This is a genomic window from Candidatus Methylomirabilota bacterium (assembly GCA_036002485.1).
Classification (GTDB): domain Bacteria; phylum Methylomirabilota; class Methylomirabilia; order Rokubacteriales; family CSP1-6; genus AR37.
The window spans coordinates 1-13,715 of record DASYTI010000060.1 but is presented as its reverse complement, the minus strand read 5'-3'; the positions used below and the strand labels follow the sequence as shown (position 1 = coordinate 13,715).

Sequence of the window (13,715 nt, the reverse complement as noted above, 5' to 3'; positions counted from 1 at the left end):
CGAAGGGGACGCTGAAGCCCGTGAAGCCCAGGTAGAGGGCCACGGGGTGCGTGATCATGCCGGAGTCCTCGAGGAGGGGATTGAGGCCGCGCCCGTCGGGGGGAATGGGAGACAGGCGCTCGAAGGGCGGGGCGGGAACGCTCATGACGAGGAGGAAGAAGGCCAGGATGCCCAGCATGACCGAGAGGACCCAGGGGTAGAGCTCGGGCTGGCGGCGGCGATACCGGACGACCACGATCAGCGTGTAGATCGAGAGCATCCACGCCCAGAGCACGATGGAGCCCTCGAGGGCGCCCCAGAGCGCGGTGATGCGGTAGTAGAAGGGCGTGCCGCGGTTCGTGTTCACGGCGACGTAGCGCACGGAGAAGTCGAAGGTCAGGAAGGCGTAGAGCATGAGGGCGATGCAGGCGGTGATGAGCAGCCACACGCCGACCGCGGCCCGCTCGCCCGTGCGCAGCCAGTTCGCTTGGCCGGTCCGGACGCCCACCACGGCGGCGATGGCGCCGTAGAGGGCCAGCACGAAGGCGACCACCGTGGCCGCATATCCCAGCTCAGGAATCACTAAGTTTGCCTGTCTCCGGGGCCATCACGTAACTCCGTGGCCTCTTCGGGCCTATGGCCCTCATCGGGGCGCTTTCTCGTCGGTACGCTGCTCGCGTCTCAACGTGCGAAGCAGCTCTTTGTAGCCGGGGTCGGCGCCGTCATGGGGTGCCTTGTACTCCTCCGAGTGCTTGGCCAGGATGAGCGAGGCCTGGAAATATCCCTCGCGCGCCCAGGAGCCCTCGACCACGGCGCCGCGGCCCTCGGCGAAGAGGTCCGGAGGCGCCCCGCGGTGCCTGACGGAGACCTGCCCCTTGCCGTCCGAGAGGGTGAAGGAAAGGCTGAGGCTCTTCGCCTCCCACTTGAGCGAGCCCGGCAGCACCATCCCGCCCAGCCGGTAGGTCTTGTTGGCGACCGGCGCGGCCAGGAGCTCGCTCGGCGTCACGAAGTAAACCACGGATTGGCTCACGCCGGACCAGATCAAGTAGCCGAGGGCGGCGACGATGACGAGGCCGCCCGCCACGAACTTCCGCTGCGTGGTCACAGGGGTTGCTTTTCTCTCGAGGACTTCACGTGACTCCATGGCCTCTTCGGGCCTCTGGCCCTCATCGGGGTTGCTTTTCTCTGGAAGACTTCACGGGACTCCATGGCCTCTTCGGGCCTCTGGCCCTCATCGTGGGCGGCCCGGGCCGGCCAGGCTCTTCGCGCGATGAGCGAGGCGACGCCAGTAGGCGCCGAGCGCGATCGCGGCCAGGCCATAGGCCGCGAAGACATAGCCCCAGTTATCCGGCATGCGACTCCTCGAGCCGGGCGATCTCGGCCCGACGTGCGAGGAAGTAGAGGAAAAGGAGGGTGAAGGCGATCCAGTTGACGAGCAGCGTGAGGGCGATAGGCGCGGCGATGGGCGAAGGCTCGGGCCCGAGAATAGTGGACGGCTGATGGAGGGCGCGCCACCATTTCACGGAGAAATGCACGATGGGGATATTCGCCGCGCCCAGGATGCCGACCACCGCCGAGTAACGCGCCCGCCGGTCGGGCTCGTCCACCATGCCCCGGAGCAGCAGGTAGCCGACGTAGACCAGGAAGAGCACGGCCGTCGACGTCAATCGCGCGTCCCACGTCCACCACGTCCCCCAGGTCGGCTTGCCCCAGATGGAGCCGGAGACGATGGTCAGGCCCGTGAAGAGCACGCCGGGCTCGGCGGCGGCCACGGCGAGGCGGTCCCAACCCATGCGGCGAGTGAAGAGATAGCCGAGGCCGCCCACGAAGACCAGCGCGAAAGCCAGATAGGCCGTCAGCACGGCCGGCACGTGGAGGTACATGATGCGCTGGACATTGCCCTGGACGGCCTCGCGCGGCGCGTAGCCGAAGGCGGCGCCGAGGCCCATGACGAGCGCCAGGGCCGCCAACCACCCGAGCGCGCGCGTCATGCCTTCTCCTTGCGCAGTCTCGGCTCAGGCTGCGGCAGCACTGGTTTCACGGGATTCTCCTGCATCCAGTCTCCTTCACAGCGCGGGTTAACGGAACGAGGTCGAGTGTAAAGGCAGGACGCAGGCTCGTCAACGGTTCGGCGCGCTCCAGGCCCTCACGCGCCCTCGAGGACGAACTCGAAGGTGAGGAGGCCGACCACGAGGTAGACAAGATCGGCGGCGGCCAGGAGCTTGAGCCACTGCTCGGCCTCGGCCAGCGGCTGCCCGGCCAGGACAATCTCGGTCGCGCTCACCGCACCGAGGAGCACCGGCACCTGGGCGGGCAGGAGGAGGACGGGAAAGAGTAGCTCGCGGGCACGCACCTGGGCGGTGATGGCAGCGAAGAGCGTCCCGACGGCGGCGAGCCCGAGGGTGCCGAGGGCCAGTACGACCACGAGCCGAGGCAGCACGCCACTGAAGTCGAGCCCGAAGAAGACATTGAAGAGCAGGAGCAAGGCCGCCTCGACCGCGGCCATCACCAGGACATTGCCGGCCAGCTTGCCCAGGTAGATGGCCGACTTGTCGCCGGGCGTGAGGACAAGCCCCTCCCAGCAGTCGTTTTCTTGCTCGACAAGAAAGCTGCGGCCGAGCCCGAGCACGCCGGCCAGGATGAAGCCAAGCCAGAGCAGCCCGGGCAGCGCCGTCTCGATGCGCGCGCGCTCAGGCCCGAGAGCGAACTGGAAGACGAAGAGGAGGAGAACCGAGAAGAACAGGAGGGCATTGAGGCTCTCCTTGCTGCGCCGCTCGGTCAGCACGTCCTTCCAGACCACGATCCCGGCCCGCCGGAGATAGGCGCTCACGGGGCGGACCCCGGGCCCAGGGCGAGGTCGTCGTACAGACGGTGGGAGATCTTCGCGGCCGAGCTCGGCGGCGGGCCGGTCAAGAACGATGCGGCCACCCGAGAGAATGGCCACGCGATCACCGACGCCGAGGCCCGCGTCGAAGCTATGGGTCGCGACGACGAAGGCCCCGCCGCGGCTCTTGAAGCCCAGCAGGAACTCGGCCAGCCATTTGCGTCCCGCACGGTCGAGCCCCGTGAAGGGCTCGTCCAGCAGCAGAAGTCGCGACCGACCGAGGAGCACGCGGGCCAGGGCGAGGCGTCGCTTCATGCCCGCCGAGAAGGTGCGGGCGCGCTGCTCGGCCGCGGCCCCGAGCTCGACGGCCTCGAGGGCCGCGCGCAGCGTCGTGGGCCCCGCCGCCTGCCCGCCCATCACCGCCCAGAAGCGGAGGTTCTCGAGCGCGGTCAGGTCTTCGTAGACCCAGGCGCCGTGGCCGACCATGCCGATGGCGGCCCGCGCCGTCTCCGGATCGCGCGCGGGATCCACTCCGGCGACCCGGAGGGCGCCCGAGGTCGGGCGGAGCAGCGTGGCCAGGATGCGGAGGAGCGTGGTCTTGCCCGCGCCGTTCGAGCCGAGAAGCGTCAAGCCCTGGCCGGCGGAGAGCTCGAAGGAGACGTCGTCGAGGACCCGGGTGGCGCCGTAGACCTTGCGGAGATGCTGGGCCTGGATCATGCGGGGGGAGCGGGTCGGCGGGGGCGGGCTCCCGGTCCGGTGCGGATCAGAGCTTCATCGCCTGGAGGCGGGCGATTCGCTCCTCGATGGGCGGGTGAGTGGAGAAGAGCGAGGCGATCCCGCCCGAGGTCAGGGGATTGACGATGAAGAGGTGCGCGGTGGCCGGCGAGGCCGGCAGCGGATTCTGCTGCGAGGCGGCCTCGAGCTTCTCGAGCGCGTGGGCGAGTCCCGAGGCCTTGCCGACGAGGCGCGCGCCCGTCGCGTCGGCTTCGTACTCGCGCGAGCGGGAAATCGCCATCTGGATCAGCAAGGCCGCGAAAGGCGCCAGGATGGCCATGACGAGCACGCCGATCATGCCGAGACCCCCGCCACCTCCCTCTTCGTTGTCGCGGCGGCCTCCGCCGAACATCGCCCCCCACTGCGCCATCTGTCCCAGATAGGTGATGGCGCCCGCGATGGTGGCGGCAATGGTCATGGTCAGGGTGTCGCGGTTCTTGACGTGGGAGAGCTCGTGGGCGAGCACGCCCTTGAGCTCCTCCTCGCTCATGATGCGCAGGATACCTTCCGTCACCGCCACCGCGGCGTGCGAGGGGTTGCGTCCCGTCGCGAAGGCATTGGGCGAGTCGTCGGGGATCATGTAGATCGGCGGCACGGGGATCTGGGCCTTGGCCGCGAGCTCACGGACGATGCGATAGAGACCGGGCGCCTGGGCCTCGTCCACGGGCTGGGCGCCGTACATGGAGAGCACGATCTTGTCGGAGAACCAGTAGCTGCCCACGTTCATGACGAGGGCCAGGATGAAGGCGATGGTCATGCCCTGCTGGCCGCCCAGAGCTCCGCCGACCAGCACGAGCAGGCACGTGAGAACGATGAGAAGGAAGCCTGTCTTGATCAGATTTGCCATTGCGGGGGGCCTCCAGCTCGAATGCTAGCAGTCGGCTGCAAGAGCGTCAAGCAACTGGCCCCGAAGCCCGGCGCCGGCGGGCGGTCGCGCGCGGCTCGAGGCCGAACCAGCGGATGCCGCGGACGCCCGCGAAGCGTCGGGCCATGACCTCGAGCGCGTCTGGATTGTCGTCGATCAAGATAAACCGGCGATTGGTCTCGAGGCAGGCCGCCCCCGTGGTGCCGCTGCCCGCGAAGAAGTCGAGCACGACATCGCCGGGTCGAGAGGACGCCTGGACGATACGCCGCAGGATGCCGAGGGGCTTTTGCGCGGGATAGCCCGTACGCTCGCGCCCCTGGGTCGGCACGATGGTATGCCACCACGTGTCGGTCGGCAGCTTGCCCCGCGCCGCCTTGTCGGGGCCGACCAGCCCCGGGGCCATGTACGGAATGCGCTCCACGGCCTCCCTGTCGAACACATAGCTCGAAGGATCCTTGACATAGACGAGGATATTGTCGTGCTTGGGCGGCCAGCGCCGCGACGGGCGGCCGCCGTAGTCATAGGCCCAGACGATCTCGTTGAGAAAGCAGTCACGCCCGAAGATCCGGTCGAGCAGCACCTTGCAGTAGTGCACTTCGCGGTAATCGAGGTGGACGTAGAGCGTGCCATCGCCTGCGAGCACCCGGCGCGCCTCGCGCAGGCGCGGCTCGAGGAAAGCGGGATAGTCGTGGAAGGCGTCGGGGAAGGCGCGCGAGCCCATCTTGACCGTCCGGTAGCGCTGTCCCTGGAAGCCGACACGATCCCCCGACGCGCTGCGTACCGTCTTGATGCGCGTGTGCGACCGGGGCTTGCCCGTATTGAACGGCGGGTCGATGTAGACGAGGGTGACGGCGCCGTCCGGCACGTGGCGGCGGAGGATATCGAGGTTCTCGCCGAAATAAATCGTGTGCACAGCCCGATCAGTATAGGGCGGCGCCCGGCTTCTGGCCGTATGCTGGGAAGGGGAGGGGGCCTTTGAGGTTGACAATCGGGACAGGCCGCCCGTAAACTGACCCGGTTTAATGGAAAATTACAAATTCTGTCGAGGGTTAGCGAGACTCAGCCATGGTCATCAGGGTATCCGAAATTCCCGAGGAAGGCATACAGATCGAGGGCGTCTCGGCCTTTCCGGAGCCGTTCCAGGACCGATCCTGGCGACTCGAGGACCTCGAGCTCGCCGTCTCCAAGGAGGGTGACACGGTCTTCGTGGACGGCCGGCTCGAGGCCCGCATGCCCCAGGTATGCTCGCGCTGCCTCGAGCCCTACGAGGCGCGGGTCGAGGCCGATGTCCACACGCGCTTCGTCCCCAGCCCGGGTCGCGGGGAGGAGCGGGAGCTGGGCGTCGACGACCTCGAGAGCGACGTCTATGACCATGACCAGATCGATCTCGATGCCCTGCTCGAGACCGAGGCGGCCCTCGGGCTGCCCATGAAGCCCCTCTGCCGCGAGGATTGCAAAGGCCTGTGCCCGTCCTGTGGCGTCAACCGGAACGCGGTGGCCTGCGCCTGCGCGCCGGTGACCAGCGATCCGCGCTGGGCCGCCCTCAAGACGCTCGCGGATCGACTGCATCGATAGCGCGCCCGGCCGGCCGCCCGGCCCGGCTCAAGGAGCCACCACGCCATGCCGCTGCCGAAGCGACGACATTCCAAGACCCGCGGGCGCAAGCGCCGCACCCACTACAAGATGGCCATGCCCACCCGGTCCATCTGTCCGCAGTGCCGGGAAGTGAAGATGCCTCACCAGATCTGCCCGAAGTGCGGCTACTACAAGGGCCGGGAAGTCATCGCGATCGAGGGCGAGTAGCTTCGACGCCAGTGAGCCGCGGCCGATGAAGATCGCGGTAGACGCCATGGGCGGCGACTTCGGTCCCGCCGTCGTGGTCGAGGGCGCCGTCGCGGCCGCCCGCGAGTTCGGGCTCGCCTCGGTGCTCGTGGGCGACAAGGCCGCCGTCGAGCGCGAGATCATCCGGCTCAAGGCGCAGGAGCTGCCCGTGTCCGTCCGCCACGCCAGCCAGGTGGTGGGGATGGCGGAGCCGCCCTCGCATGCCCTCCGGCGCAAGCACGACTCGTCGCTCCGCGTGGCGGCCGAGCTCTGCAAGACGGGCGAGTGCGAGGCGCTCGTGTCGGCCGGGAATACCGGCGCCGCCATGGCCATCGGGATGTACGTGCTGGGCGTCTTGCCGGGAGTCGACCGCCCCGCCATCGCGGCGGCGCTGCCGAGCCTGTCCGGCTATACCGTCCTGATCGACGCCGGGGCCAACGTGGATCCCAAGCCTCGCCACCTGTTCCAGTTCGCCGTCATGGGCCATGTCTACTCGCGCGACATCGTGGGCAAAGACAATCCTCGCGTGGGGCTGCTTTCCGTGGGCCAGGAAGAGGGCAAGGGCAACGAGCTGACCCGCGAGGCCTTCGACGAGCTGCGGACGTCATCTCTGAACTTCATCGGCAATATCGAGGGCCGCGACATCTACAATGGCCGCTGCGACGTCGTGGTCACCGACGGCTTCACGGGCAATGTCTGCCTCAAGGTTTCCGAGAGCCTGGCCGAGATGCTCACGGCCATGATCCGCGAAGAGCTCGGACGCAATGTCTTCTCGCTGACCGGAGCCGCCCTCTCCCGGCGGGCCTTCGATCGGATGAAGCGCCGGGTGGACTACACGGAGATGGGCGGGGCGCCGCTCCTCGGCATCAACGGCGCCTCCATCATCTGCCACGGCGCCTCCCCGGTGAAGGCCATCAAGAATGCCGTGCGGGTGGCGGCGGAATGGGTCAAGAACGGCGTGAACGAGCACATCAAGACCGCCCTCGAGGCCGAGACAGAGCTGGCCGAGGGGCGGGAGGGAGGTCGCGAATGACCCGGGCGCGGATCATCGGCGTCGGCGCGTATGCTCCGAAGCGCATCCTGACCAATGAGGAGCTCGAGCGGATGGTCGAGACGTCGGACGAGTGGATCGTCCAGCGCACGGGCATCCGCGAGCGCCGCATCGCCGACGAGAGCGAGGCGACCTCCGACCTCGCCCTCAAGGCCGCCCAGCAGGCCCTCGAGCGCGCGGGCGTGGAGCCGGTCGAGATCGATCTCATCGTGGTCGGCACCACCACGGGCGACATGGCCTTTCCCACCACTGCCAACATCGTTCAGCACCAGCTCGGCTGCCGCAACGCGGGCTCCATGGACCTCTATGCCGCCTGCTCCGGGTCGATCTACAGCCTCTCCGTGGGCGCGCAGTACATCGAGAGCGGGAAGTACCGCACCGTGCTCTGCATCGGGGCGGAGTGTCTCTCGCGCATCGTGGACTACACGGATCGCGGCACGTGCATCCTGCTCGCCGACGCCGCGGGGGCGGCGGTGCTGCGCGCCTCCGACGGGGAGGCGGGCATCCTCGACACCGACCTCTACTCCGACGGCCGCTACGGCGACCTCCTCATCCAGCCCGCGGGCGGCTCTCGCTACCCCGCCACCCACGAAACCGTGGACAAGGGGATGCACTTTTGCCGGATGAAGGGGAACGAGGTCTTCAAGGTGGCCGTGCGGATGTTCGGCGACTGCGCCGAGCGCATCCTGTCGCGCAACGGCATCACGGCCGACGACCTCGCCCTCTTCATCCCCCACCAGGCCAACCTGCGCATCATCGAGGCCGCGGTGAAGCGGCTCAAGGTGCCCATGGATCGGGTGCTCGTCAACGTGGACCGCTACGGCAATACCGGCGCGGCGTCGGTCTACGTGGCGCTCGAAGAAGCCCTGGCCCTCGGGCGGATCAAGCCGGGCGACCTGGTCTTGATGGCGGCCTTCGGGGGCGGCTTCACCTGGGGCGCCGCGCTGCTGCGCTGGTAGGTCCCGCGTGAAGATCGCCTTTCTGTTCCCCGGGCAGGGCTCGCAGGCGGTCGGCATGGGGCGGGCGCTCGCCGAGTCCTCGGCCGCGGCCGCGGCCGTGTGGAAGAAGGCCGACGAGGCGCTGGGCTTTCCGCTCTCGCGGCTCTGCTTCGAGGGGCCCGCGGAAGCGCTCGAGCTCACGGCCAACACTCAGCCGGCCGTCCTCGCGGCCAGCGTGGCCGCCGCCGCCGCCCTCCACGAGCGCGGCATCCGGCCCGATCTGGCCTCCGGCCACAGCCTGGGCGAGTACTCGGCTTTGGTGGTGACCGGAGCCCTCGGCTTCGTCGATGCCGTACGGCTCGTCCGCAGGCGTGGCGAGTTCATGCAGGAGGCCGTACCCGTCGGCACCGGCGCCATGGCGGCCCTCCTCGGCCTCGACCTGCCCGCGGCCGAGCAGGCCTGCGCCGAGGCCGCGCAGGGTGAGGTCGTGAGCGTGGCCAACATCAATTCGCCGGGGCAAATCGTCATCGCGGGCCACAAGGGAGCCGTGGAGCGAGCCCTCAAGGCCGCGGCCGGGCTCGGCGCCAAGAAGAGCATGCTCTTGCCGGTGAGCGCGCCTTTCCACTGCGCCCTCATGAGCCCGGCCGCCGATCGCCTCGCCGCCGAGCTCGAGCCGATGGCCGTGCAGGCGCCTCGGGTGGCGGTCTTTCGCAACGTGGACGCGCAGGCCACGACGAGCGCGGGGGACATCAAGCCGTTCTTGATCCGCCAGGTGGTCAGCCCGGTGAGGTGGACCGAGTGTCTCGAGGCCCTGGCCGGGGCCGGGGCTACCTCATGGTTCGAGGTTGGACCGGGGCGGGTGCTGACGGGGCTCCTCAAGCGCACCCTCGACGGGGCTCGCGGCCACGCCGTGGAGGACGCCGAGTCGCTCGAGAAGGCCGCGACGGCGCTCGCGGGCGGAGCGGTGGCGTGACCGACGGCAAGGCGCTGGCCGGACGCTCGGCCATCGTCACCGGCGGCACACGCGGAATCGGGCTCGCTATCGCCCGTTTGCTGGCGGAGGACGGCGCCTCCGTGGTAGTCTCTGGCCGCGACGCGGCCCGCGTCGGCGCCGCCGCCAAGGAAATCGAGACGTTGGGCGGCGCCGCGCTGGGAGTGGTGGCGGACCAGTCCAAGCGAGAGGACTGCGAGCGGCTGATCGAGGCCGCGAAGGACAGCTTCGGACGCATCGACGTGCTCGTCAACAATGCCGGCATCACGCGAGACCAGCTGCTCGTGCGGATGAAAGATGACGACTGGGACCAGGTGATGGACACCAACCTCCGCGGCGTGTTCCTGATGACGCGCGCAGGCGCCAAGGTCATGATGCGGCAGAAGAGCGGGCACATCATCAACATCACCTCGGCGGCCGGGGCCATGGGCAACGCGGGCCAGGCCAATTACTCCGCGGCCAAGGCAGGCGTCATCGGCCTCACGAAATCGGCGGCGCGCGAGCTCGCGCACTGGAACATTCAGGTCAATGCGGTGGCCCCGGGCTTGATCGAGACCGAGATGACGGCCGGGATACCTGACGAGGCCCGCGAGAGCCTGCTCCGGCAGGTGCCGCTCAAGCGGGTGGGGGCGGCGCGGGAGGTGGCGGAGGTGGTACGATTCCTGGCCGGTGACGGGGCCGCCTATGTCACGGGCCAGATCATCCACGTCAACGGGGGGCTGTACATGTAGGGGAGGGCGCCCACCCCGTGGACGGAGCAGCGGTCGTGTGAGTTCAATACACTCGGGTAGTCGGGAGGTGTGCATGGCAAAGCCGGTCGAAGAGCGCGTCAAGGAAATCATCGTCGAGCAGCTCGGGGTCGAAGAGGACGAGGTCAATCCCAACGCCAAGTTCATCGAGGACCTGGGCGCCGACTCCCTGGACACCGTGGAGCTCGTGATGGCCTTCGAGGAGGAATTCGACCTCGAGATCCCCGACGAGGACGCCGAGAAGATCACGACGGTAGGCGATGCGATCAGCTACATCAAGGAGAACCAATAGCCGGGGCGCCCGGCTTTCCGTCCATGGGCATGGACAAGCGCCGCGTGGTCATCACCGGAGCGGGGGCGGTCACGCCCGTGGGGAACACGGCCGAGGAGTTCTGGGCCGCGCTCCTGGAAGGCCGCTCCGGCATCGGCGCCATCACCCGCTTCGACACCGCGGGCTATGCCACGCGCATTGCCGGCGAGGTCAAAGGCTTCGACGCCCTGAAGTACATCGACAAGAAGGACGATCGCAAGTTCGACCTCTTCCTCAAGTACGCGGTGGCCTGCGCGGTGATGGCGGTGGAGGACGCGGGGCTCGAGACGGACCGGGTCGATGCCTCCCGGTTCGGGGTGCTCGTCGGATCGGGCATCGGGGGCATCGAGACACTGCTCGACAACTACGAGACGCTCCGGACCAAGGGGCCCGACCGCGTGTCGCCCTTCTTCGTGCCCATGATCATCATCAACATGGCCTCGGGCGTGATCTCCATGCGGTTCGGCGCCAAGGGACCGAACTCGTCCGTGGTGACGGCCTGCGCCACCGGTAACCATGCCATCGGCGAGGCCATGCGCATCATCGAGCGAGGGGACGCCGACGTGATGATCGCCGGCGGCTCGGAGGCCATCATCATCCCGTTGACCATCGCGGGCTTCTGCCAGATGAAGGCCATGTCCACCCGCAACGACGAGCCGACCAAGGCCTCCCGGCCCTTCGATGCCGAGCGGGACGGCTTCGTGTGCGGAGAGGGCGGCGGGCTCATCGTGCTGGAGTCCCTCGAGCATGCGCGCGCGCGGGACGCCCGCATCTACGCCGAGGTGGTGGGCTACGGCATGACGAGCGATGCCCACCACATGACGGCCCCCGATCCCGAGGGCGATGGCGCCGCGCGGGCCATGTCGGCCGCCCTCCGCGACGGCGGGCTTGAGCCCTCGGCCGTCGGCTACATCAACGCGCACGGGACCTCGACGCCCTACAACGACAAGTTCGAGACCCTCGCCATCAAGCGCGTGTTCGGCGAGCACGCGAAGAAGGTGCCGGTCTCGTCGACCAAGTCGATGACGGGACACCTGCTGGGGGCAGCCGGGGGCATCGAGGCCATCGCCACCGCCTTCGCCCTCCACCACGGCGTGCTCCCCCCGACCATGAACTACGAGAAGCCCGATCCGGAGTGCGATCTCGACTACATCCCGAATCAGGCGCGCAAGCAGGAGGTCGAGGTGGCCCTCACCAACGCCTTCGGATTCGGCGGAACGAACGCGACGCTGGCTCTGAGGAAGTTCCACCCGTAGTGCCGGCCGGGTCCGACGCGCTCGGCGCCCTGGGCGCGCGCCTGGGCTTTCCCTTCAGGGACGTTGCGCTTCTCGAGCAGGCTCTGACCCACCGCTCCTACGCCAACGAGCACCCCGGCACCGCGGACAATGGCGCGCTGGCCTTTCTCGGCGACGCCGTGCTCGGGCTGGTGGTCGGGGAGCATCTCTGGCGTCTCGATCCCGGCGCGTCCGAGGGCACCCTGACCCCGAAGCGCGCGGCCCTGATCTCGGGATCGAATCTCGCGCGCTGGGCCGCCGATATCGAGCTCGGGACCGCTTTGCGCGTGGGCCGGGGCGAGGGGCAGACGGGCGGGCGCGAGAAGGAGTCGGTGCTGGCCACGGCCTTCGAGGCCGTGCTGGCCGTCATCTACCTCGAGGGCGGGCTCGAGGCGGCCCGCCGGACGGTGGCCGCGCGGGCCCTGTGGTAACGTGAGATCATGCGCTTCTGGCCCTTACGCGGGCGGCCGGTCCCGCCCTCCCCCGATTCCTCCGCCTTCGCCATCGCCGAGCTGGGCCCGCAGCTGCACGGCGTGCTCGAGGTGGAGCAGGTGAGGGCGGAGGGTCACGCCCTCGCCTTCGGGGGCCGCCTCCTCCAGTCGCCCGCGACGGCCATCACGAGCCTCCAGCCGCGCTTCCGTTCCTTCGGCTATACGCCATTCCTCCAGGCGAGCGGGGGCACGACATGGGTGCGGGCGCTGCCCTTCGTCGAGGTCGAGGTGCCCTCGCGGCCGCGCACGAACATCATCCTGTTCGTGCTCACGGTGCTTTCCACGGTGGTGGCGGGCTCGGGCGCCTTCTTCGACTTCAACCCCTTCACCGAGCCGCTGAAACTCGCGAACGGCTTTCCCTTCGCCTTCACGCTCCTCGGGATCCTCGGTACCCACGAGTTCGGCCACTACTTCACCGCGCGACACTACGGCGCGTCCGTGAGCCTCCCCTATTTCATCCCCGCGCCGCCCCCCTTTCTCTTCGGCACTCTGGGAGCCATCATCCGCATGCGCTCGCCCGCGCGCGACCGGAACTCGCTCTTCGACATCGCGGCCGCCGGCCCGCTCGCCGGCCTGCTCGTGGCCCTGCCCGCCCTGTGGATAGGTCTCGGCTGGTCCAAGGTCGGCGCGGTTCCCTCCGGGGGCGCCGTCGTCTTTGGCGACTCGCTCGTGATGCGATTCATGACGTGGCTCGTCTTCGGCCCCATTCCCCCGGGCCATGACGTCTTCGTCCACCCGGTGGCGCTGGCGGGGTGGGTAGGACTCTTCGTCACCGCCCTCAACCTCATCCCGGTCGGCCAGCTCGATGGCGGGAGGATCGCCTACGCGCTCTTCGGCGCGCGGCATCGGCAGGTCTCGGTCGCGACGTTTCTCGCGCTCCTAGCGCTCGGCGCGGTCACGGGGTCGGGCAACTGGTTCGTCTGGGCATTCCTGCTCTTCTTCGTCATGGGCTTTCAGCATCAGCCGCCCCTCGACGACCTCTCGCCGCTCTCGCCGGGTCGCTACGCCGTCGGCGTCGGCTGCCTCATCCTGCTCTTCCTGCTCATCCCGCCTGTTCCCATCGCGATACAGTAGTGGCCGCGGGGCCGACTACGTAGGAACTCATAAGTGAGGGTTACCCTCCTGTACTCGTCAACTCATAATTCAGGGTTACCGAAGCCATTGCCTAGGCGCCTTCAGAAGCGGACTTCATGGAGGGGGTGGCTATCTCGGTATGCCCCTGGCGGTGCGGATCCAGGGCGGCCAGGGTCCACAGACGGTCCAGTGCCGCTTCGAGATCACGCCGGAGCTGCAGGGGGTGGAGGCGTTGATAGAGCGCCTCGAGGTCCTCGCGGACGCGGGGCAGGAGCACGCCGGCGGCGCAGAGCCGGTGATAGGGCGTCTGGGCCCGGTCATAGACGCGGTGCACATGGGCGCCGTCCCGCTGTTTGCTCACGAGCTTCTGCACGGGCTGGAAGAAGTTGACGTGCAGGCGGGCGAGGCGATAGACGCGGGCGAGCTGGGCATAGGCGGCTTTGGAGGCGAAGCGATCATAGCCGACGAGCTGGCGGACGACGGCGCCGTTCTTCTGTTCGACATGGGCGCTGTCGTTCTTCTTCCAGGCGCGACTGCGGGTGAAGGTGATGCCGCCCTGCCGGCAGTAGTCGTA

18 protein-coding genes are annotated in these 13,715 nt (G+C 68.6%); 10 read left to right on the top strand and 8 right to left on the bottom strand.

Going from position 1 to position 13,715, the window contains the following annotated elements; all coding sequences use genetic code 11:
• The 7 genes from ccsA (VGT00_06815) to VGT00_06785 form a co-directional block, all read right to left on the bottom strand.
• Positions 1–562 (bottom strand): cytochrome c biogenesis protein CcsA (ccsA, locus tag VGT00_06815; protein ID HEV8531110.1); only part of this gene is annotated, 562 nt, incomplete at its 3' end.
• Positions 563–622: 60 nt separating this feature from the next.
• On the bottom strand, positions 623–1,084 hold the full coding sequence (locus VGT00_06810; protein ID HEV8531109.1) for a cytochrome c maturation protein CcmE: 462 nt from the start codon (positions 1,082–1,084) through the stop codon (positions 623–625).
• 126 nt (positions 1,085–1,210) lie between these two features.
• A complete protein-coding gene (locus VGT00_06805; GenBank protein ID HEV8531108.1) occupies positions 1,211–1,333 on the bottom strand; it encodes a hypothetical protein in 123 nt (40 codons plus the stop codon).
• Positions 1,323–1,970 (bottom strand): cytochrome c biogenesis protein CcsA, encoded by a 648-nt coding sequence (ccsA, locus tag VGT00_06800; GenBank protein ID HEV8531107.1) that lies wholly within the window; start codon positions 1,968–1,970, stop codon positions 1,323–1,325. The genes VGT00_06805 and ccsA (VGT00_06800) overlap by 11 nt, the downstream gene beginning before the upstream one ends.
• Before the next feature lie 155 nt (positions 1,971–2,125).
• Complete coding sequence (ccmA, locus tag VGT00_06795) at positions 2,126–3,520, bottom strand: heme ABC exporter ATP-binding protein CcmA (GenBank protein HEV8531106.1); 1,395 nt, start codon at positions 3,518–3,520, stop codon at positions 2,126–2,128.
• 46 nt (positions 3,521–3,566) lie between these two features.
• On the bottom strand, positions 3,567–4,424 hold the full coding sequence (htpX, locus tag VGT00_06790) for a zinc metalloprotease HtpX (protein HEV8531105.1): 858 nt from the start codon (positions 4,422–4,424) through the stop codon (positions 3,567–3,569).
• Between the two features lie 46 nt (positions 4,425–4,470).
• Entirely contained in the window at positions 4,471–5,355 is an 885-nt protein-coding gene (locus VGT00_06785; GenBank protein HEV8531104.1) for a site-specific DNA-methyltransferase, read from the bottom strand.
• 152 nt (positions 5,356–5,507) lie between these two features.
• Between VGT00_06785 and VGT00_06780 the strand changes: the two genes are divergently transcribed.
• The 10 genes from VGT00_06780 to VGT00_06735 all read left to right on the top strand — a co-directional run bounded on the left by VGT00_06780 (position 5,508) and on the right by VGT00_06735 (position 13,141).
• Positions 5,508–6,017: a DUF177 domain-containing protein gene (locus VGT00_06780; GenBank protein HEV8531103.1), complete on the top strand. Its 510-nt coding sequence runs from the start codon at positions 5,508–5,510 to the stop codon at positions 6,015–6,017.
• A 45-nt stretch (positions 6,018–6,062) separates the two neighbouring features.
• Positions 6,063–6,245: a 50S ribosomal protein L32 gene (rpmF, locus tag VGT00_06775; protein ID HEV8531102.1), complete on the top strand. Its 183-nt coding sequence runs from the start codon at positions 6,063–6,065 to the stop codon at positions 6,243–6,245.
• A gap of 25 nt (positions 6,246–6,270) precedes the next feature.
• The gene (plsX, locus tag VGT00_06770) at positions 6,271–7,296 is read left to right on the top strand and encodes a phosphate acyltransferase PlsX (protein HEV8531101.1); all 1,026 of its coding nucleotides are present in this window, start codon (positions 6,271–6,273) and stop codon (positions 7,294–7,296) included.
• Complete coding sequence (locus tag VGT00_06765; GenBank protein HEV8531100.1) at positions 7,293–8,273, top strand: beta-ketoacyl-ACP synthase III; 981 nt, start codon at positions 7,293–7,295, stop codon at positions 8,271–8,273. The genes plsX and VGT00_06765 overlap by 4 nt, the downstream gene beginning before the upstream one ends.
• A gap of 7 nt (positions 8,274–8,280) precedes the next feature.
• Positions 8,281–9,225: an ACP S-malonyltransferase gene (gene fabD, locus VGT00_06760; protein HEV8531099.1), complete on the top strand. Its 945-nt coding sequence runs from the start codon at positions 8,281–8,283 to the stop codon at positions 9,223–9,225.
• Complete coding sequence (gene fabG / locus VGT00_06755) at positions 9,222–9,974, top strand: 3-oxoacyl-[acyl-carrier-protein] reductase (GenBank protein HEV8531098.1); 753 nt, start codon at positions 9,222–9,224, stop codon at positions 9,972–9,974. The genes fabD and fabG overlap by 4 nt, the downstream gene beginning before the upstream one ends.
• A 73-nt stretch (positions 9,975–10,047) precedes the next feature.
• On the top strand, positions 10,048–10,284 hold the full coding sequence (gene acpP, locus VGT00_06750) for an acyl carrier protein (GenBank protein ID HEV8531097.1): 237 nt from the start codon (positions 10,048–10,050) through the stop codon (positions 10,282–10,284).
• Positions 10,285–10,307: 23 nt separating this feature from the next.
• The gene (gene fabF / locus VGT00_06745; protein ID HEV8531096.1) at positions 10,308–11,558 is read left to right on the top strand and encodes a beta-ketoacyl-ACP synthase II; all 1,251 of its coding nucleotides are present in this window, start codon (positions 10,308–10,310) and stop codon (positions 11,556–11,558) included.
• On the top strand, positions 11,558–12,007 hold the full coding sequence (locus tag VGT00_06740) for a ribonuclease III domain-containing protein (GenBank protein HEV8531095.1): 450 nt from the start codon (positions 11,558–11,560) through the stop codon (positions 12,005–12,007). The genes fabF and VGT00_06740 overlap by 1 nt, the downstream gene beginning before the upstream one ends.
• Positions 12,008–12,016: 9 nt before the next feature.
• A complete protein-coding gene (locus VGT00_06735; GenBank protein HEV8531094.1) occupies positions 12,017–13,141 on the top strand; it encodes a site-2 protease family protein in 1,125 nt (374 codons plus the stop codon).
• Between the two features lie 91 nt (positions 13,142–13,232).
• Here the strand turns inward: VGT00_06735 and VGT00_06730 are convergent.
• A partial coding sequence (locus VGT00_06730; GenBank protein HEV8531093.1) for a hypothetical protein occupies positions 13,233–13,715 on the bottom strand: 483 nt, incomplete at its 5' end.